Source organism: Microbacterium sp. NC79, from assembly GCF_019061125.1.
In the GTDB taxonomy this organism is placed as follows: domain Bacteria; phylum Actinomycetota; class Actinomycetes; order Actinomycetales; family Microbacteriaceae; genus Microbacterium.
In genome coordinates, this window is record NZ_JAHQYI010000001.1 from 1781259 (window position 1) to 1799950 (window position 18692).

The following is an 18692-nucleotide window of genomic DNA, read 5'->3' on the forward strand; positions in this document are numbered from 1 at the left end:
CGTCCTCCTCCGAATGAACACCCTAACCGGGTGGACAACAGTACCTTACGAACGTTAACCGTTTGAAAGGCTTACATCGAGCGTATAACCCGATTCCCTCAGAACAACCCTGAATGGCCGAACTTCATTCCCCAGAATCCTATGTATTCGCTGAACAGGGCCCGTATCAGTCATGTTCCGCGCTTTCTGTGGTCGTGACGATACTCGTCACAGCCCCAGCGCGCGACCCACCGCGTCAACGGCCAGCGCCACCGTCTTGGTACGAATCTCAGCGCGCGAGCCGCTGAGCTGGAGCGGAACTACGAGCTGTGTCTCGGGGGTAGAAATGCCAATGTACACGGTTCCGACCGGTTGCCCGTCAGCGGGGTCGGGGCCGGCGACCCCGGTGGTCGCAACACCGACGTCGGCGCGTGCGCCAGCGATGCTGACTACATCACGCACCCCCTCGGCCATTTGTGTAGCAACATCAGGGTGGACGGCGCCGTGCCTGGCGAGAAGGTCAGCGTCAACGCCCAACACGGCCTGTTTCACACTCGTCGCGTACGACACGACTCCTCCGAGATACACCGCAGAGGCACCCGGTACCGAAACGAACGCGTCGGCAAGCAGTCCCCCGGTCAACGACTCCGCTGTCGACAGCATGTACCCGCGACGCACGAGTTCGTTGAGAACCTGATCAGCGGGGATCATTGCTTTCGCCACGCTGTGCACGGCGCCCCCGAACTTCGGCAGCCACGATGTCGACACCGCTGACGACGGTGAGAACCACGGCGATTGTCATCGTGATCGCGTTGACGATGTGAATCCAGTCACCGACGACGTTCCACAGCGGCAAGAGCGCGAGGGAAAGCGCGAGTGCCTGCGCCACGGTCTTGAGCTTGCCCATCCATGCGGCAGCAACGACGTGGTCTGAGGCCACAGCAAGACGCATGATCGTGATCCCGATCTCGCGCACCAGCACCAGGATGGTGATCCACCATTGCAGTTCGGCAAGGATCGAGAGCCCGACGAAGGCGAGACCCGTGAGAGCCTTATCTGCAATCGGGTCGAGCAGCTTTCCGAGATCGGTGACGATGTTGTACTTGCGGGCGATGTAGCCATCGATACCGTCGGTTGCGATTGCGACGATAAACAGGATTGCGGCAGCCCAGCGCAGGGTGCCATCGTGCCCGCCATCGGCAAGCAACATCCAGAAGAACACCGGCGCGCACAGAATGCGCACAATGGTGATCGCGTTAGGGAGTTGCCGCGGTACGGCCATCAGTCACGTCCTGTCAGGTTCCATGCGTCTTCATCGCCGTCGTCGTCGACTTCTTCGACGGGCAGGCCATCGTACTGTGCGGCGATGGGGTCGACACCGTAACGATCCGACTCTTCCCCGCCCGCAGGAGCGGGGTCAGCAACAGGCGGCGCGGGTGGCTCCGGTGCGACCGCGGGAGCTGCCGGCGGCTCTTCTCCGCGCAAGCGTGCGAGAACGGACGGCAGTTGTTCCGTCGTTACCAGCACGTCACGAGCTTTGGAACCCTCTGAGGGGCCGACGATTTCGCGTGACTCCAGCAGGTCCATGAGGCGCCCGGCTTTCGCGAATCCGACACGCAACTTGCGTTGCAGCATCGAGGTCGACCCAAACTGGCTCGACACGATGAGCTCAGCCGCGGCGAGCAAGAGTTCGAGGTCGTCACCAATGTCGGCGTCAACTTCTTTCTTCTCAGCGACTTGCTCAACATCGGCACGGTACTCGGGGCGAGCCTGCCCCGTGACGTGCTTAACAACCTTCTCAATCTCAGACTCGCTCACCCATGCGCCCTGCACACGCAGCGCCTTTGAGGCACCCATGGGCAGGAAGAGTCCGTCGCCCTGACCGATCAAGCGGTCAGCACCTGGCTGGTCGAGAATAACGCGCGAGTCCGTGACGCTCGTCACCGCAAACGCGAGACGCGACGGGACGTTGGCCTTAATGAGGCCAGTGACCACGTCGACAGAAGGACGCTGGGTGGCCAACACCAGGTGGATACCTGACGCGCGGGCAAGCTGCGTGATACGAACGATGGAATCTTCGACGTCGCGTGGCGCGACCATCATGAGGTCGGCGAGCTCATCGACAACGACAAGGAGGTAGGGATACGGCTTGAGCACCCGCTCGCTGCCCGCAGGCACCTCAATCTCGCCGGCGACGACTGCCTTGTTGAAGTCATCGATATGACGGAACCCGAACGATGCCAGGTCGTCGTATCGCATGTCCATCTCCTTCACGACCCACTGCAGCGCTTCTGCCGCTTTCTTGGGGTTCGTGATGATGGGCGTAATCAGGTGCGGTACGCCGGTGTACGACGTCAGCTCCACACGCTTCGGGTCGATGAGCACCATGCGCACTTCACTCGGCTTGGAGCGCATCAGCAGGCTCGTGATCATCGAGTTCACGAAGCTGGATTTACCGGAACCAGTGGAACCGGCAACGAGAAGGTGGGGCATCTTCGCCAGGTTGGCGACAACGTAGCCACCGCCCACGTCTTTACCGACGCCGATGGTCATCGGGTGCGTGCTCTTCTTTGCGGCGTCGGAACGGAGAATGTCGCCGAGCGTGACAATTTCGCGGTCGGCATTCGGGATCTCAATACCGATCGCGCTCTTACCCGGAATCGGGGCCAGAATGCGCACTTCGTTGGAAGCGACGGCATAGGCGATGTTGTTCGTAAGCGCGGTGATGCGCTCCACCTTCACGCCGGGGCCAACTTCGACCTCATATTGGGTGACCGTCGGTCCTCGCGAGAATCCGGTGACCTTCGCGTCGACACCAAACTGCTCAAATACACCGCTCACCGCTGCAACGACGATGTCGTTGGCGGCCGAGTGGGCGACACCTGGCGGGCCTTCCTTGAGGGTTGCATCGCTCGGCAACGTGTAGGGCGCGACCGGTGTGCCCAGGCCCCGCTCCCCCGGCCCCTCGGTTCCGAAGCCGGAAAGGCCAGGCAAATCGGTGGCCGTCTCGTTCTGATCGAGGTCTTCCTTGATCGAAGTCGCGGCAGTTTTGTTGGAGAAATCGGCAGCGTTGCGGAGGTCAGTGAGCACCTGGGTCGGTGCATCAGGCGAAATCGTCGGCGCGCTGGCAGCGGGGGCCGCCTTCGTAACGGCCTGTTCGAAACTGCCATCGTGCTTGGACGGATCGAGCAGAGCCGTGAGCGCGTCAGAGTCGAGCCCGGAATCATCCGCCTCTTCACGGCCCGACTTGTTGCGACGCCACCACGGCACGCTCTCATCACCCTTGGCGTGCTCATCTTCGGTGTCATGAAATGTCGGGCCAGAGGTCTCGACCTTTTCCGGGCGATCCTCGCCAAACAGCCAGGCGTAAAGATCACCAAGGCGCTGCGGGATGCGGTTTGGCGGGGTCTTCGTGAGGATTAGCACGCTCAACACCGTCAGCAGCGAAAGCAGAATGTAAGCCACCACATCGGTGAGCAACGAAAGCGGCTGCCCGAGCATCCAGCCGAACAGACCACCAGCGGCACTCAGGGCTGGCATGCCTTGAGCTGCGTCAGCGGCAGCAGATTCGGACACCGTGGGTTGCGGCTTTCCGCCGGCAATGTGGCAGAACGCGGCAAGAGCGAGGGTAAAGATGCCGAAGCCGATGCCGATTCGACCGTTGTCGTGCACCGACGAGGGGTGCCGGAAAAGCCACCCAGCGAGCAGTACGAGCATGACGGGGAAGACGAACGCGACGCGACCGATCAAGCCGCCAAACGAGAAAGCGCTGATCGTCGCTGCGACATCGTTGCCAATGAAGAACCACTCGTTGACAGCGCCGGCGATCGCCAGGAGTACGAGCAGGAAAGGAAGCCCATCGCGGCGCTGATCCTTCTCAAGAGACTCGGGGCCAAATGCACGAAACAACCCGCCGACGCCGTGAGCGAGACTCGTGAATGCACGTGTCGAAGCCGCAGGCTTCACCGGCTCATCTGCATAGGTCTTCGGTGCGGGTGGTACCTTTTTTGCGCGCGTCGACGTGCTCTTTGTGGGCGCGTCCGCTTTCGCGGCTTGGCTGTTCGTCCTGGCCATGCCTCTACGGTACGTTGGGCCCCCGACATTCCGCGGGATTTCCCTCGGCTAGGCGTCAGAGTGGGTAAACCAGAACGTGCCGCCTTTCCGGGGAAAGACGGCACGTTCTGTGATGAAAACTATGCTTCGATGACGAGCGGAACAATCATCGGACGACGACGAAGTCGCTGGTTGACCCAGCGACCGATCGTGCGACGAACGACCTGGCTGAGTGCGTGCGAGTCCCGCACTCCCGACGCTGCAGCCTCGGCAAGCGCTGCCTCAATCTTCGGCTTGACGTCGTTGAAGACGGTGTCGTCCTCGGCGAAACCACGCGAGTGAATCTCCGGCCCCGAAATCACGGCGCCCGTAGACGAGTCCACGACGACGATAACGGAGATGAATCCCTCCTCCGCGAGGATGCGACGGTCTTTCAGGTCAGCATCGGTGATCGCACCGACGCTCGAACCGTCGACGTAGACCTTGCCGACATCAAGCTGACCGACGACCGTGACGTTGCCGTCTTTCAAGTCCATCACGGTTCCGTTTTCCGCCAGAATCGTGCGTTCCGCTGGAATGCCGGTCTGCTGTGCCAGCTTCGCATTCGCCACAAGGTGGCGGTACTCGCCGTGCACAGGCAGCACGTTCTTCGGCTTCAAGATGTTGTAGCAGTACAGCAACTCACCTGCGGCAGCGTGGCCGGAAACGTGCACCATGGCGTTCGACTTGTGCACCACGTTTGCGCCAAGCTTTGTGAGGCCATCAATCACCCGGTAAACCGCGTTTTCGTTGCCAGGAATGAGGCTTGACGCGAGAATCACGGTATCGCCTGGTCCCGGCTCAATCGCGTGGTCGAGGTTCGCCATACGGCTCAGCACGGCCATCGGTTCGCCCTGCGATCCCGTCGACATGTAAACGATCTGATCTTCGGGAAGATCGCGCGCCTTCTTGTAGTCGATGAGGATGTTATCTGGCACCTTGAGGTAGCCAAGTTCCTCGGCGATGGTCATGTTGCGCACCATCGAACGACCGAGCAACGCGACGCGACGACCGTGCACGGCAGCAGCGTCAAGAACCTGCTGAACGCGGTGGACGTGGCTCGAGAAGCTGGCCACGATCACGCGACGCGGCGACTTGCCAATGACCTGGTCCAAGACCGGGCCGATGCCTCGTTCCGTAGGCGTAAAGCCCGGAACATCAGCGTTCGTCGAGTCGACGAGGAACAGGTCAATGCCCTCTTCACCCAGGCGGGAGAACGCGCGCAGGTCGGTCAGACGGCCATCGAGCGGCAGCTGATCCATCTTGAAGTCACCGGTTGCCAGTGCCATACCGGCAGGCGTGCGGATAGCAACGGCCAGTGCATCAGGGATCGAGTGGTTGACCGCAACAAACTCCAGGTCAAACGGGCCAACCTTTTCCTGTTGCCCCTCCTTCACGACGAGCGTGTACGGGCGAATCTTGTGCTCCTTGAGCTTCGCCTCAACGAGAGCGAGCGTCAGCTGGGAGCCGATCAGGGGAATGTCGGGCTTCAACCGCAACAGGTAAGGAACAGCACCGATGTGGTCTTCGTGGCCGTGCGTCAGCACGACGCCCTCGACATCGTTCAGCCGGTCACGAATCGAGTCGATGTCAGGCAGAATCAGGTCGACACCGGGCTGGTGCTCTTCGGGGAAGAGCACGCCACAGTCCACAACGATGATTTTGCCTTCGTATTCGAAGGTCGTCATGTTGCGGCCGATCTCACCGAGACCGCCGAGAGGGGTTACGCGGAGAGTGCCGGGCTCAAGCGGCGGAGGCGAGTAAATCGTGGTGGGCATGAACGCCTTTCAGCGAGTCGTCCCGTGCACCTTCGGCAGCGCGCCGCCTGCAGCGGCGTTGCGGTCGGGGCGGAAGTTCGAGAAGTCAACGCCAGCGACGTTGCGCACAAGTGCCAGTTCGTCTTCAATCTTGGCGGCTTCCCACTCTTCCGGTCCGACGAGCGGAAGACGGACACGGGGGCTATTAATACGGCCGAGGCCGTGCAGGATGTACTTTGCCGCGACAGTGCCAGGTACGTGCGTCATTGCTGCGCGCACGAGGGGCTCCAAGCTGCGGTGCTGCTCGGTTGCCGCGTGGAGGTCGCCGCGGTTTACGGCGTCCACAATGGCCCGGTATGGAGCGGCGGCAATGTTCGCCGTCACACCGATCAGACCAGATGCACCAATCGACAGGTGCGGAAGAACGTTGGCGTCATCGCCAGAGAAGTACAGCAGGTCCGTCTGGTTGAGCACGCGGCTGACTTCGCTGAAGTCACCCTTAGCGTCCTTGACGGCCAGAATGTTGGGGTGCTTGGCCAGGCGCAGGATCGTCTCGTAGTTGATCGGAACGCCGGTGCGGCCAGGAATGTCGTAAAGAATGACGGGCAGGTCGGTCGCATCTGCCACGAGCCGGAAGTGCGTGAGGATGCCCGCCTGCGTCGGCTTGTTGTAGTACGGCGTGACGATCATGATGCCGTCAGCGCCCGCCTTCTCGCTTGCCTTGTACAGCTCAATCGCGTGCGCGGTCTCGTTGGAGCCACCGCCGGTAATGATCTTGGCGCGGCCAGCGGAGACGCTCTTTCCGACCTCAACAAGCTTCAGCTTTTCCGGGTCAGTCAGGGTCGAGGTCTCCCCCGTGGTTCCGGTGACGACGATGCCATCGGCGCCATCAGTGATGACGCGATCGATGTGCTTCTCAACTGCTGGCCAGTCAACTTCACCGTCGGCTGTCATCGGAGTGACGAGCGCAACAAGAACCTGTCCGAATGGATTGGGGGTAGCGGCCATGCTCCCAGAGTAGCGGTCTGACCAGGTCGCCGCGAAACTCCGCGTGTGCTGGCGTCGGAGATGTGACCTTGTGTTCCCCGACACGCCGCCGTTTTGCCACACCAGTCACAGAGCCTCCGACGCCAGGCAACCCTCACCCCCCTCCGGTTCTGAGGCGTCTGTCGCAACGCTGCTGATGGTTCCGGAACCACGAGAGCCAACGCTGCGAGAGCGGCGGAACCATGAGAGCCAACGCTGCGAGAGCGCCGGAACCATACAGTCACCGTGTTGAGATCACGGGGTGTTAGCCAGCACCGCGAGGATGGCAGCGACGACGCGCGGCCAGTCGTACATGACCATGGCGTAGTCGAATCGAAGCACACGGAATCCTCGCGCGGTTGCGTCTGCGTCACGGATGAGATCTTTATGCCTGCGCGAGTATCCGTCATGGTTGGCGCGGCCATCGACTTCAATAATGAGGTTTCCGATCAGGAAGTCCACACGCCCGACTCCGAGAACGTGCACCTGAGTACGAATAATCAGGCCAACGCGGAAGAGCCTGAGCCGCACGAGTGACTCGAGCCCGCTTTCGGAGTCGCCACGAGCGAAATCGATCAACAGCTGCACTCTGGCGGGAACTCGGTCGCGCACCCAGTCCCGATCCTTACGAGGCAAGAGTCCTTTGTTCCATGCGGACTCGAAGGCGACGAAGAACGCCTCATCTCCCTGACAAGCGGCCAGCTGGACGAGCGCGATACGCACAGACGTGACGCCGAATCCACCCGAGTACTGGTCGTGATGATCGGCGCATTCACAACCGTCATGCGGGAATACGCGCGAGTGCGCGCCCACCCCGACATGAAGGCCGCGTGGCGCAGGCATCAACCACACGCCATGCGTGTCAAGCGCCGACCAGCACGCGACCTGCCCACCGTGAGCTGCCGCTTGCCCGACTGGATCGTCGCGCACACAAGCGATCACGCCGACACGCAACCGGGTGACGTCTTGGTTGCGTATGGCCCGCGCGATCTCGTGCGCCGTCACTCCCAGTTGCCGAAGTTGGCGCGTGCGCGCAACGCCGCCGAGTTGTGCAACGACATCTTGGATTCTCATGCACCCAGCCTGCGCATTGGTTCCGCTCGCGTGAGCCGGCTTCCGCGATCTGCGGACAACTGCGCGATGGTTCCAAGCTGTGTAGGAGTCTCGGCACAGTCGAGCGTGAGGCCTTGGCCCGGGTCGCCCTCGTTGCCTGGCGTCGGGAGTTCTGTGACAGAAGTGACGGTTTCACGGCGTGTTGGGTGACGAGGCGCAACATCTCCGACGCGAGACGACACCGCCGGAACCTAGCGCCCGCGGGACCCCATGCGCGCGAGAGTGCGGTCAGGGAGCACAGCGGTGAGCTTCGCAATCAGTTTGTACTTGAGTGACGGAATCGACACCGCCTTGCCGCGGGCCACATCACGCAATGACTCCGCCACCACATCAGCAGCGTTGAGCCACATCCACCCCGAAATGCCTTCGTGTCCTGGCGCCAACCCCATGCGCTCATGAAAGTTCGTGTGCGTATATCCAGGGCACACCGCCGTCACCGACACATTGTCATAGTGCGAGTTCGCCCACCGCGAGAACGACACCAGCCACTGCTTGCACGCTCCGTATGTCGAACGCGGAATGTACGCGGCAATCGACGCGACGTTCAGAATACGGCCGCCTCGTTCCCGCATCACCTGCAGTGCCGCGTGCGACAGCTGCAACGGGACGGCGACGTGCAGGGTCAAGTGGTCGAGCTCCGCCTTGACGTCGTTGTTCGCAAATTCAAGGGGCAGTCCGAAGCCGGCGTTATTGATCAGCAGATCGATCGGATGCTGCACAGATGACACCCGCTCGACAACCAGTGCAAGACCATCGGGCGTGAGCAGGTCGGCAACGATGACGGTCGCGGAACCACCACGCGCGCTGACCTCGTCGGCCACCGATTGCAGAGCATTCGCCGAGCGTCCGACCAGAACGAGTGCTGCGCCCTGAGACGCGAGCTGTCGAGCGTATTCGGCACCGAGCCCGGAACTGGCGCCGGTAATGAGAGCGGTTCGAGGCATGACCCCAACCTAGGGCCAAACGAAAGATTTGGACACAAAACTCGACTTTGAGAGTGCGCAACGTACTCTTCCTGACGTGGATATTGGATCAGCATTGGTGACACTCGCCGCAGGCGTGGCTGCGGTCACTGTGCTCGGCTTCGCCCTGCGCGCGCGCGACGGTCGCGTCATTGCGACGACCACGAGCGGCGACCTCCTGGATCCTGCCGTGATTGGCGCCGATCGTCTTGCCGAGCACGCCACCCTCGTGCAGTTCTCCACTGAGATGTGCGCACGATGCCCGGGCACCCGTCGCCTTCTCCGCACCATCGCATCCGAGCAGCTCGATGACGTGGCGCATGTCGACGTCGATGTGACCCACCGTGCCGACCTCGCCGCACGCTTTCGGGTGATGCAAACCCCGATGACCCTCATCGTTGACGGCAACGGGCACATTCGTGCGCGTATCGCCGGCACCCCCACGCGCGAGGCCGTCACGGCGCACCTGGCCGCGATGCGAAAGGACCACCATGTCTCGTCCCAACGGAATTGACCCACGCGGCCCGCGCTTCGCAGCCGGAATCACCGCAACGCTGCTCGCCGTCGCCGTTGTGCTCGGCCTCACCGGGCTGAGCGCTGCCCGACTCTCTGGCGACGCCTCATTCGGCTGGTACGCCTATCGACCGCTGGCTGACGCGACATACACCCCGAGCGGATTCATCCTGCCCGCAACGCCTCTCGCTGCTCGCCTGTCCGATCCCGGGTTCATACTCCTGGCGATCGTCATGTTGCTCTTTGCCTGGGGTGTAATCTCGCCGCGCACCGCGCCGTGGGGAGTCCTTTACCGAAAGTTCATCGCGCCGCGCCTCACACCACCGACCGAGCTCGAAGACCCCCGTCCCCCACGTTTCGCGCAGGGTGTGGGGCTCACCGTCAGCGCGATCGGCGTCATCATGCACGTGCTCGGTGTTCCCCTCGCGGTTCCGATCGCCGCTGGCGTGGCCTTCGCCGCCGCGTTCCTCAACGCTGCGTTTAACTTCTGCCTCGGCTGCCAGATGTACCTGCTGCTGCAGCGGCTGAAGCCACGCGCCGAAGCCTAGCCACAGTCACCCAAACCTCGTTAGGCTCAACACGTAGGCCAACGACAGGAGGACCCATGGCGGTAACCAGTGAAGCAACAACAGTGTGGGAAGGCTCCCTGAGCGAAGGCTCCGGAACCGTTGCCCTCGACACCTCGCGGGTCGGCACGTTCAACGTGAACTGGAAGGCGCGCTCGGAAGGTTCCGATTCCACGACAACGCCGGAAGAGCTCATCGCAGCGGCACACGCCTCCTGCTTCAGCATGGCGCTGTCGCATGCTCTGGCTCAGAACGGGACTCCCCCTGAGCGCCTGCAGACCACGGCATCGGTCACGTTCCAGCCGGGCGTCGGCATCTCAGGCAGTCACCTCAACCTGAACGCCACGGTTCCTGGGCTCTCTGAGGAAGACTTCCAGCGCATCGCGGGCGAGGCAAAGGCCGGTTGCCCGGTTTCTGCCGCGCTCGCTGGTATCGACATCACGCTCGAGGCAACGCTTGCCTAACGAGTTCGTTGTTATCGGGGGTGCGTCCGGCTCGATCGGGCGCGCCCTCGTCACATCCTTCGAGAATGACGGCATTCGCGTCGTGCGCCTCGTGCGCCGCGAGCCGGCCGGCGCGGATGAGGTGCGGTGGCTGGATGGCACTGAACTTGATCCATCGGTGCTGCGAGGTGCCAGCGCCGTCATCTGCCTCAACGGCTCGTCGGTGGGCTCACTGCCATGGACGAAGAAGAAGCGCAGTGAGTTTCGACACTCACGCGTCATCCCCCGCCACCTCATCGCCAGAGCACTCATGCAGCTTGGGGATGATGCGCCGCACTTCGTGCATGCGTCGGCCGCAGGCATCTACGGTTTTGACGCGGGTGTTGTGACGGAACAAGACCCAATCGGAACAGGATTTACCGCAGAGCTTGCCGACGTTACCGAACAGGCAGCGGCTCTCACAACCACCCCGACGACGCACGCGCGCATCGGTGTTGTGTTGCATCCGGAGAGCGTGCTGAAACCGATCATCCCGCTCACGCTGATAGGCCTGGCTGGTCGCCTCGGTTCAGGCACGCAAAGCTGGCCGTGGGTGTCGCTTGACGACGCCGTTGCTGGCCTTCGTTTTGTCGCCGAACACCGACTCGCGGGCCCGGTCAATCTCACGGGTCCCACCCGTGCGACGGCCACCGATATCACCTTCGCTGTCGCCCGCGAGCTCAACAGGCCGTATCTGGTTCCGGTTCCCGCTTTTGCGCTTCGCGCGGTCATCGGCGCCGAAGCCGCCAACAATATGCTGCTCATCGATGCAGAGGTGCGACCGCAACGGCTCCTCGATGCTGGCTTCCGGTTCCGGTACGAGAGCGCAGAAGAGGCGATTCACGATTCCCTTGCGCCGCTGCGGTTGGACGCATAGCGATCGGAACCGCTTGGCGGGTTACGCTGCCGGGTGTTTTTCGATGGCGATCGCTTTGCGAATCGCCTGCCGCGCACGAGTTCGATCGCCTGCAGCGTTGTAAACCAGCCCAAGGCGATACCAGCAACGCCAATCATCGGGGTGCGCTTCAACCTCGGCGCGATAGCGCGGGAAGAGCTCGTCTCCCGCCTCTTTGCGCGGCCGACCGCTGGGGTAGACGGCGACGTCTTCCTGTGGCAATGCGCCCTCGGCTTCAAGAACCCGGCCGAGCCGATCAGCGTGCCTGCCGAACTGCACTTCACGCCACAGCGCCCATGCCCCAATCACCGGGAGCACGAGCAGCGCGACGCCCATCGCGATAGCCACGGGCTCGCCAGTTGACAGCATGATCACGCCACGTTGTGCAACGAAGACGATGTACAGCGCGAGCACCGCCGCCATGATGGCGGCGCCAATGCGATTGCTCACGACCGGTCTCCCGCTGGTGCGCCGATACCGATGTCGATGAAGTTTTCCAGACCCACCACGATGCCGGAAATATCAAGCGCCGACCGCACAGCGATCGCGATGCCTGGCGCGTAGGCGGCCGCTGAGTCAATCGTGTCGTGGGTGATGGTGACCGATTCGCCCTGGCCAGACAAAATGACATCCTGACGTGCGATCACGCCTGGCCGACGCAACGAGTGCACCGGAATCGACGCCACCTGCTGGCCGCGCGCACGCTGGTCAACGTGTGGTGCGGCAACCGGAATTCCTCGTGAAGCCGCAATCATTTCCGCGGTACGAACCGCGGTTCCGCTCGGGGAGTCGACCTTCGTGTCACGGTGCGCCTCAATGATTTCGACCGAGTCAAAGAGTCGTCCGGCTGCCGCTGCCAGGGCGGTGGCGACAATCGAGCCAAGCGAGAAGTTCGGGATGAAGACGAGGCCGATTCCGGCTTCGGCTACCGCTGGACGCAAAGCCGCGATGCGATCGGCGGACCAGCCAGACGTGGCAACTAAGACGTTCACTCGCGCAGCAATGGCTTCGCTCACGACGTCGGCACTCACGACGGGATGAGTCGCATCAACGACGAGGTCCACCTCGGAGAAGGAGGCGAACGTGTCGCGCGATCCGAGCGCGTGCGTCACCTCAATACCGTCGAGTCCGTCGATCACGCGACGAATAATGGTTCCGAGCTTGCCTGAGGCACCAACGAGGGCAACGCGGGTGGTCATGATTCCATCCTAAATCGCCGCGGAGCGGCGCGACATGTCAGACGAGAGTGTTCTCGGGGAGACCCGTGCGGTCTTCGAATGGAAGGTGTGCGAGGTCGTTGTGGGTGATCAGAGTCCACGGGCGGCTCTGCTTCTGGGCCAGGATCGTGAGCCCGGCGTTGGCCTGATTCAGGGTCAGCCACCGCCAGGCAGGCGCCCCGAGCACCTCGGTGACGAAGCGCGCGATCACGAAGTTGTGAGTAATTAGCAACTCGTGCACGTCGCCAGGCTTGTGGCCAAGAAACTCCACGAACGCGTCTGACATTTGCGCCCTGCCTGCTTCAATTTCTTCTCCGGTAATAGAACCAAAGAACGGTTCAAAGACTGAAGGAGTATCTGCTTCCATCCCAGTAGGGATGCAATCAAAGAGCAAAGCGTGCGGCTGCGGCTCAATCGCGGGCAAGCGTTCTGCCACAATTCGTGCAGTTTCGCTGGCGCGCTCAAGCGGCGAATGCCAGACAGCATCGAGGGGCACGCCGGATAAGCGGTCAGCGATCGCCTCTGCCTGCCGGACACCGCGTGGGGATAGCGGTCCGTCGGGAAGCCCGTGCTCGGCGCCCTGTTGCTCGCCATGCCGGACCAGGTAGATGTAATGCGTCACGAATCGCTCGTCTCTTTGCCGGATCACATCCACCCTACCGGCCGCAGCGCGCAGCCGGGTTAGCCCATAGCGGATGCGGTGAGGTCAGTTCAGTGCGCGGTTGAGCTCGGCGAGGTGAGCGCGGCCAAGCGATACTCCGACACCCTGCAACAGCTCATCGACGTGAGCCGTGGCATACACGTTTGCGATGGGCGCAGCGATGAGCCGTTGTGCACGTAGCCATGCAATCGCGATAGCCGCGTCAGGTACGCCCAGCTCGGCGGCAATCGCGTCGAGCGCGCGCAACAGGCGAGTACCCCGGCGGTTCAGGTTTGTGCGTAACTGATCGCCCCGCGCGCCCGGCTGTAAGCGAGCACGTGAGCGATAAGCGCCTGACAGGAAGCCATGCTCAAGCGGGTGCGACGGCGTGACGGCGAGACCCTGCGCTCCGGCGACAAGGCGCAGGTTGGCATTGAACTCATCACGACGAACCATGTTGTACGGCACATCGATCACGGTAATGCGTGGGTACCCGGCCGATGCGAGAATGCGCGATTCGACGAGGCGTTCTGCACTAAAACCGTGTGCGCCAATCGCCCGCACCTTACCCGTCTCAACCAACCATTCAGCAGTCGCGAGGGTATCTTCCGCTGCCGCACGAGTGTCAGTGCCATCGAGGTACAGCACGTCAATGTGGGTCGTCCCTAACCGGTGAAGCGAGGCTTCAACCGCTCGGACGAGATTGGTGGAACCAAGTCCGGGGTTGTCGGGGTGGCCTCCGACGCGGGTAGCAAGAATGACATCGTCGCGGATCGCGCGAGATGCCAGCCACTGCCCGATGATCAGCTCGCTTCTGCCTGCCGCAAAACTGTCGGCGGTGTGCACCATGTTGCCGCCCAGATCGAAGAAACGATCAAGAATCGCGTTGGAGTGCTCCTGGTCGACATTCCAGCCGAATTCTCCGCCACCGAGGATGACGGGAAAGATGGAAAAACCCGTTTCACCAAGCGGCACGCGAATGTTGCTACCGAGGGACTTTCCCTGGACCGGGATTGGCGCGGACGGGTGGGTCTCCGGAGCGAGCACAACCGAGGGATGAGCGATTGCTTCCCCGCTGGTCATGATGTGCCTGCTTCCGATTTCTTGCGTCATGCCCCCTGCATGTTGCAATTCATCTCTTATGAGAGTAGAGGGCGTTGGTGCGAAAAATCGTGTGTGACGCGAATTTTTCCCGAACACCCCATAACATTCCGGTCACAACACAAAGGGCCCATCCCGAAGGATGGGCCCTTTGCTCAGCGATTAGTCTTCGGCGGGAGCCTCAGCTGCTGCTTCGCTCTCATCAGCAACCGGCTCGAGCGACAGCTTGCCGCGGTCGTCGATCTTGGTGATGCGAACGAGAAGCTTCTGGCCGACGGAGACAACGTCTTCGACGTTCTCGACGCGCTTGCCACCGGCGAGCTTACGAACCTCGCTGATGTGCAGCAGTCCGTCCTTGCCCGGGAGAAGCGAAACGAAGGCGCCGAAGGTTGCGATCTTGACGACCGTACCCAGGAACTGCTCGCCAACCTCAGGGTTGGTCGGGTTGGCGATCGCGTTGACCTGCGCACGCGCAGCCTCAGCCGACGGTCCGTCGGTTGCACCGATGTAGACGGTTCCGTCTTCCTCGATGGAGATCTGAGCGCCCGTCTCGTCCTGGATCGAGTTGATCGTCTTGCCCTTCGGGCCGATCAGCTCACCAATCTTGTCAACCGGGATCTGAACCGAGATCACGCGCGGCGCGGTCGGTGCCATCTCGTCAGGCTCGTCGATCGCGGCGTTCAGAACGTCGAGGATCGTGTTACGAGCATCGTGTGCCTGCTGCAGCGCAGCCGACAGCACCGACGACGGGATGCCATCGAGCTTCGTGTCGAGCTGGATAGCGGTGATGAACTCACGCGTACCAGCGACCTTGAAGTCCATGTCACCGAGGGCATCTTCCGCACCGAGGATGTCGGTCAGCGCTGCGTAGCGCGTCTCGCCATTAACCTCGTCCGAAACCAGACCCATAGCGATACCGGCAACAGCAGCACGCAGCGGCACACCGGCGTTCAGCAGCGACAGCGTCGATGCACAAACCGAACCCATCGACGTCGAGCCGTTGGAGCCGAGAGCCTCGGATACCTGACGGATCGCGTACGGGAATTCTTCGCGGCTCGGCAGAACCGGAACCAGGGCACGCTCTGCGAGGAAGCCGTGGCCGATCTCGCGACGCTTCGGGCTACCAACGCGGCCGGTCTCACCGGTCGAGTAGGGCGGGAAGTTGTAGTGGTGCATGTAGCGCTTGCTCGTCGTCGGCGACAGCGAGTCAATCTGCTGCTCCATCTTGAGCATGTTCAGCGTGGTGACGCCCAGAATCTGGGTCTCGCCGCGCTGGAAGATGGCGGAACCGTGAACGCGCGGGATAACCTGAACCTCGGCGTCAAGCGGACGGATGTCTGCCAGGCCACGACCGTCGATACGAACGCCCTCAGCGAGGATGCGACCGCGAACGATGTTCTTGGTGACCGACTTGTAGGCGGCCGAGAACTCGAGCGTGGCAACGGCGGGGAGCTCGCCTGCTTCAACAGCAGCGATCAGCTCGGCCTTGACGCGATCCTTGATCGCGTCGTCAGCGTTCTGGCGCTCCTGCTTGTCAGCGATCTGGTACACGTCGACGAGCTCGGCGTATGCCTTGCCGTTAACGAATGCGAAGGTCTCTTCGCTGTACGGCAGGAAGACGGGGTAGACGCCCGGCTCCTTCGACGAGTGCGCAGCCATCTCAGCCTGCGCCTCAACGAGCTGCTTGAGGAACGGCTTTGCAGCCTCAAGACCAGCAGCAACGATCTCTTCGCTCGGCTTGGTAGCGCCGCTCTTGATGAGATCCCAGCTCTGCTCGGTTGCTTCGGCTTCCACCATCATGATGGCGACGTCTTCGGTACCGTCGTTGTTCTTGACAACGCGACCGGCAACCATGAGGTCGAAGACAGCCTGACCGACCTGCTCCTGGTTCGGGAACGCGACCCACTGGTCTTCGTGCGCGCCCATACCCGGGATCAGTGCGAGGCGAACACCAGCGATGGGGCCGGAGAACGGCAGACCCGAGATCTGGGTCGATGCGGAGGCCGCGTTGATTGCCAGTGCGTCGTAGTACTCGCCAGGAGCGATCGACAGCACGGTGACGACAATCTGAACCTCGTTGCGCAGGCCGTCGACGAACGACGGGCGCAGCGGGCGGTCGATGAGACGGCAGACCAGGATGGCCTCCGTCGAGGGGCGACCCTCACGGCGGAAGAACGAACCGGGGATCTTGCCTGCTGCGTACGAGCGCTCTTCAACGTCGACGGTCAGCGGGAAGAAGTCAAAGCCCTCACGCGGGCTCTTCGATGCACTCGTTGCCGACAGCAACATGGTTTCGTCATCGAGGTATGCAGCTACGGCACCCTGCGCCTGCTGTGCGAGGCGACCGGTTTCGAAGCGGATGGTGCGCTTGCCGAAGCGTCCGTTGTCGAGGACGGCTTCCGCAGCGGTGATTTCAGGACCTTCCAAGAGGTCTCTCCTTCTTTGTTTTGACTCGCGCCTCCGTGTGAGGAGCGAGTTTCGTGAAGGAGCGGAACAGCAGAAAAGAGCGTGCATCATCGATGCGAGCCGCTAATGCTGGCCACCAGTAGAAGACCACTCGGCGATCTGACGAGGAACCCACCACAGGGGACCAGCTTTCTGCCCAGTCCGCTCCGCTGATATTTAGTTGTCAGCTCATCGCAGATGAACCTTCATGATGCTATCAGTCGCGCCTGACAATCTGCGGTTTCTGGTCCGATCAGGCAGAAGCGAGACGGCTTGGGGCCGGAACCTGGTGTCCCTCAGCGCGCGCCGGTATGCTGACCGCATGTCTGACAATAATGAGGATATGAAGGCGAAGTTCCGTGAGGCACTTGCCAAGAAGAACGCCCAGGCGCGCACCGGCGAAGCGCACGAAGACGCCCGCGGCGCCGTGACAGGCACGCATGACGTTGCTAACCACAAGCGCGAGTTCCGCCGTAAGAGCGGATGAAACCATCCGCGTATGCGGAGAACAGCATTGAAGGGGTGCGATCCACACGGATCGCACCCCTTCGTCGTTGCGGCCGGCTATGCAGCGGTCGGAACCGGGGCTGCGGCTCGGCGAACCGCTCGCGTTACCCAGATGATGAGCAGTGCCAGGAGGGCAACGTCGGTGGCGATGTACACGTAGTGCAGCACGGATTCACCCGGGTCTCCCCCGGCAATAATGATGTCGCTGCGCGCCGTGAGTGGCGGGCGCACGATGAAGGTCTGTGTGGCCAGGACCACCCAGATGAGGGCCAGGTTGATGATGTCGCCGCGCGTGATGCCGCGCAGACTGACGAGTGTCGTGGAGATCAGGAGCGTCCAGCCAGCAATGGCCATCGCAACGAACGTCAGCCGGCCAATACCCAGGCCGAGTGGCGTCGTAATGCCTGGTGCCTGGAACTTGAGGATTGGTTCTATAAACGACAGCGCAATGATCATGCCGAGCCACAGCGTCGGGATCATGATGCGCCACAGCGAAAGCATGCGGGTCATGATTCAACCGTAGATCGCGCCGAGGTAGGTGGCGCCACGTTTCACCGGTTTTATCGCAACGTGCGCCCCCTTGTACCGCCTCCCGCGGTTCGGCTTCTGCGGTTCTGCTTCCTTTGGTTCCCTTCCCGCGGTTCCGCATGCGCTGGTTCCGCCGTCTCCGCCCCTTGGTTCCGCCTGCCCTGGTTCCACGGCAAAGGGGCGGGATACCCGAATGGATACCCCGCCCCGTGCCGTGTGAGAGCTACTCCCCCGTCAAGCCACCAAGGAGGTGTCCGAACGACTTACCTTCGCCGAGGTAGTTGGCGGGATCAAACGGGTCGCTTGAGCGCACCGGCTCGTTCGCGGCAATGCGGTCCGCGAGCTCACGAGCACCCTTGTCAATGCGTCGGCCGAGCGGGGCCACGTCATCGGCGTTCGCACCCCAGTCGCTTGATGCGGCAAAGACACCCGACGACACCGTGTCGGCGTGAAGGTAGGCGAACAACGGACGAATCGCGTAATCGATCGCGAGCGAATGCCGCGCGGTGCCAGCGTTCGCGCCAATCAGCACCGGCTTACCGGTGAGCGAATCCGGGTCGAGCACGTCGATGAACGACTTAAACAATCCGGAATAGCTCGTCGAGAAGATGGGTGTGACCGCGATGATCGCGTCAGCATCGGTCACCTGCTGGATCATCGCTTCCAGCTCCGTGGGCGCGAAGCCGGTGAGCATGTTGTCGGTGATCTGGTGCGCATAGTCACGCAGCTCAAAGGTCTGTACTTCGCTGTCAATACCGCGCTCGGTGAGCTGGTTCACGGTTGCCGCAGCGAGGCGATCAGCGAGCATGCGGGTTGATGACGGGTTGGAGAGTCCTGCCGAAATGACGACAATACGACGAGCGGTCATG

19 protein-coding genes are annotated in these 18692 nt (G+C 62.2%); 5 read left to right on the forward strand and 14 right to left on the reverse strand.

Annotation, left to right across the window (positions count from 1 at the left end; translation table 11 throughout):
- Nucleotides 1–207: 207 nt before the first annotated feature.
- The 7 genes from KTJ77_RS08060 to KTJ77_RS08090 form a co-directional block, all read right to left on the reverse strand.
- Nucleotides 208–690, reverse strand: coding sequence for a CinA family protein (locus tag KTJ77_RS08060; RefSeq protein ID WP_217337893.1), 483 nt, complete (start codon nt 688–690; stop codon nt 208–210).
- Nucleotides 677–1261, reverse strand: coding sequence for a CDP-diacylglycerol--glycerol-3-phosphate 3-phosphatidyltransferase (gene pgsA / locus KTJ77_RS08065; protein WP_217337894.1), 585 nt, complete (start codon nt 1259–1261; stop codon nt 677–679). The genes KTJ77_RS08060 and pgsA overlap by 14 nt, the downstream gene beginning before the upstream one ends.
- Complete coding sequence (locus KTJ77_RS08070; protein WP_217337895.1) at nt 1261–4053, reverse strand: DNA translocase FtsK; 2793 nt, start codon at nt 4051–4053, stop codon at nt 1261–1263. The genes pgsA and KTJ77_RS08070 overlap by 1 nt, the downstream gene beginning before the upstream one ends.
- A 119-nt stretch (nt 4054–4172) precedes the next feature.
- Entirely contained in the window at nt 4173–5849 is a 1677-nt protein-coding gene (locus tag KTJ77_RS08075; RefSeq protein ID WP_217337896.1) for a ribonuclease J, read from the reverse strand.
- Nucleotides 5850–5858: 9 nt separating this feature from the next.
- On the reverse strand, nt 5859–6836 hold the full coding sequence (dapA, locus tag KTJ77_RS08080; RefSeq protein WP_217337897.1) for a 4-hydroxy-tetrahydrodipicolinate synthase: 978 nt from the start codon (nt 6834–6836) through the stop codon (nt 5859–5861).
- A 273-nt stretch (nt 6837–7109) separates the two neighbouring features.
- Nucleotides 7110–7928: a DUF559 domain-containing protein gene (locus KTJ77_RS08085; RefSeq protein WP_217337898.1), complete on the reverse strand. Its 819-nt coding sequence runs from the start codon at nt 7926–7928 to the stop codon at nt 7110–7112.
- Between the two features lie 230 nt (nt 7929–8158).
- Entirely contained in the window at nt 8159–8911 is a 753-nt protein-coding gene (locus KTJ77_RS08090; protein ID WP_217337899.1) for an SDR family oxidoreductase, read from the reverse strand.
- Between the two features lie 76 nt (nt 8912–8987).
- On the opposite strand from KTJ77_RS08090, the gene KTJ77_RS08095 reads away from it, so the two are divergent.
- The 4 genes from KTJ77_RS08095 to KTJ77_RS08110 are packed head-to-tail and all read left to right on the forward strand — an operon-like array spanning nt 8988 to nt 11367.
- A complete protein-coding gene (locus tag KTJ77_RS08095; protein WP_217337900.1) occupies nt 8988–9443 on the forward strand; it encodes a thioredoxin domain-containing protein in 456 nt (151 codons plus the stop codon).
- Nucleotides 9421–9990, forward strand: a complete 570-nt coding sequence (locus KTJ77_RS08100) for a DUF4395 domain-containing protein (protein ID WP_217337901.1) — start codon at nt 9421–9423, stop codon at nt 9988–9990. Before KTJ77_RS08095 ends, KTJ77_RS08100 begins: the two co-directional genes overlap by 23 nt.
- A 56-nt stretch (nt 9991–10046) precedes the next feature.
- Entirely contained in the window at nt 10047–10472 is a 426-nt protein-coding gene (locus KTJ77_RS08105) for an OsmC family peroxiredoxin (protein ID WP_217337902.1), read from the forward strand.
- Complete coding sequence (locus KTJ77_RS08110) at nt 10465–11367, forward strand: DUF1731 domain-containing protein (RefSeq protein ID WP_217337903.1); 903 nt, start codon at nt 10465–10467, stop codon at nt 11365–11367. The genes KTJ77_RS08105 and KTJ77_RS08110 overlap by 8 nt, the downstream gene beginning before the upstream one ends.
- A 21-nt stretch (nt 11368–11388) precedes the next feature.
- On the opposite strand, the gene KTJ77_RS08115 is transcribed toward KTJ77_RS08110, so the two are convergent.
- The 5 genes from KTJ77_RS08115 to KTJ77_RS08135 form a co-directional block, all read right to left on the reverse strand.
- A complete protein-coding gene (locus tag KTJ77_RS08115) occupies nt 11389–11835 on the reverse strand; it encodes a hypothetical protein (protein ID WP_217337904.1) in 447 nt (148 codons plus the stop codon).
- Complete coding sequence (gene dapB / locus KTJ77_RS08120) at nt 11832–12584, reverse strand: 4-hydroxy-tetrahydrodipicolinate reductase (RefSeq protein ID WP_217337905.1); 753 nt, start codon at nt 12582–12584, stop codon at nt 11832–11834. Before dapB ends, KTJ77_RS08115 begins: the two co-directional genes overlap by 4 nt.
- 37 nt (nt 12585–12621) lie before the next feature.
- Entirely contained in the window at nt 12622–13224 is a 603-nt protein-coding gene (locus tag KTJ77_RS08125) for a histidine phosphatase family protein (RefSeq protein ID WP_217337906.1), read from the reverse strand.
- 84 nt (nt 13225–13308) lie between these two features.
- Nucleotides 13309–14355: an aldo/keto reductase gene (locus tag KTJ77_RS08130; RefSeq protein WP_367948864.1), complete on the reverse strand. Its 1047-nt coding sequence runs from the start codon at nt 14353–14355 to the stop codon at nt 13309–13311.
- Between the two features lie 150 nt (nt 14356–14505).
- The gene (locus tag KTJ77_RS08135) at nt 14506–16770 is read right to left on the reverse strand and encodes a polyribonucleotide nucleotidyltransferase (RefSeq protein WP_217337907.1); all 2265 of its coding nucleotides are present in this window, start codon (nt 16768–16770) and stop codon (nt 14506–14508) included.
- A 340-nt stretch (nt 16771–17110) separates the two neighbouring features.
- On the opposite strand from KTJ77_RS08135, the gene KTJ77_RS08140 reads away from it, so the two are divergent.
- Entirely contained in the window at nt 17111–17275 is a 165-nt protein-coding gene (locus KTJ77_RS08140) for a DUF5302 domain-containing protein (protein WP_217337908.1), read from the forward strand.
- 77 nt (nt 17276–17352) lie between these two features.
- On the opposite strand, the gene KTJ77_RS08145 is transcribed toward KTJ77_RS08140, so the two are convergent.
- Together KTJ77_RS08145 and KTJ77_RS08150 are read right to left on the reverse strand one after the other, a co-directional pair.
- Entirely contained in the window at nt 17353–17805 is a 453-nt protein-coding gene (locus KTJ77_RS08145) for a hypothetical protein (RefSeq protein ID WP_217337909.1), read from the reverse strand.
- 241 nt (nt 17806–18046) lie between these two features.
- Complete coding sequence (locus KTJ77_RS08150) at nt 18047–18691, reverse strand: FMN reductase (protein WP_217337910.1); 645 nt, start codon at nt 18689–18691, stop codon at nt 18047–18049.
- Nucleotide 18692: the final 1 nt, after the last annotated feature.

Bases quoted from the DNA above. Each gene is read 5' to 3' on its own strand.
- KTJ77_RS08060 (WP_217337893.1), bottom strand. From the start codon at position 690: ATGATCCCCGCTGATCAGGTTCTCAACGAACTCGTGCGTCGCGGGTAC.
- pgsA (WP_217337894.1), bottom strand. From the start codon at position 1,261: ATGGCCGTACCGCGGCAACTCCCTAACGCGATCACCATTGTGCGCATT.
- KTJ77_RS08070 (WP_217337895.1), bottom strand. From the start codon at position 4,053: ATGGCCAGGACGAACAGCCAAGCCGCGAAAGCGGACGCGCCCACAAAG.
- KTJ77_RS08075 (WP_217337896.1), bottom strand. From the start codon at position 5,849: ATGCCCACCACGATTTACTCGCCTCCGCCGCTTGAGCCCGGCACTCTC.
- dapA (WP_217337897.1), bottom strand. From the start codon at position 6,836: ATGGCCGCTACCCCCAATCCATTCGGACAGGTTCTTGTTGCGCTCGTC.
- KTJ77_RS08085 (WP_217337898.1), bottom strand. From the start codon at position 7,928: ATGAGAATCCAAGATGTCGTTGCACAACTCGGCGGCGTTGCGCGCACG.
- KTJ77_RS08090 (WP_217337899.1), bottom strand. From the start codon at position 8,911: ATGCCTCGAACCGCTCTCATTACCGGCGCCAGTTCCGGGCTCGGTGCC.
- KTJ77_RS08100 (WP_217337901.1), top strand. From the start codon at position 9,421: ATGTCTCGTCCCAACGGAATTGACCCACGCGGCCCGCGCTTCGCAGCC.
- KTJ77_RS08105 (WP_217337902.1), top strand. From the start codon at position 10,047: ATGGCGGTAACCAGTGAAGCAACAACAGTGTGGGAAGGCTCCCTGAGC.
- dapB (WP_217337905.1), bottom strand. From the start codon at position 12,584: ATGACCACCCGCGTTGCCCTCGTTGGTGCCTCAGGCAAGCTCGGAACC.
- KTJ77_RS08130 (WP_367948864.1), bottom strand. From the start codon at position 14,355: ATGACGCAAGAAATCGGAAGCAGGCACATCATGACCAGCGGGGAAGCA.
- KTJ77_RS08140 (WP_217337908.1), top strand. From the start codon at position 17,111: ATGTCTGACAATAATGAGGATATGAAGGCGAAGTTCCGTGAGGCACTT.
- KTJ77_RS08145 (WP_217337909.1), bottom strand. From the start codon at position 17,805: ATGACCCGCATGCTTTCGCTGTGGCGCATCATGATCCCGACGCTGTGG.
- KTJ77_RS08150 (WP_217337910.1), bottom strand. From the start codon at position 18,691: ATGACCGCTCGTCGTATTGTCGTCATTTCGGCAGGACTCTCCAACCCG.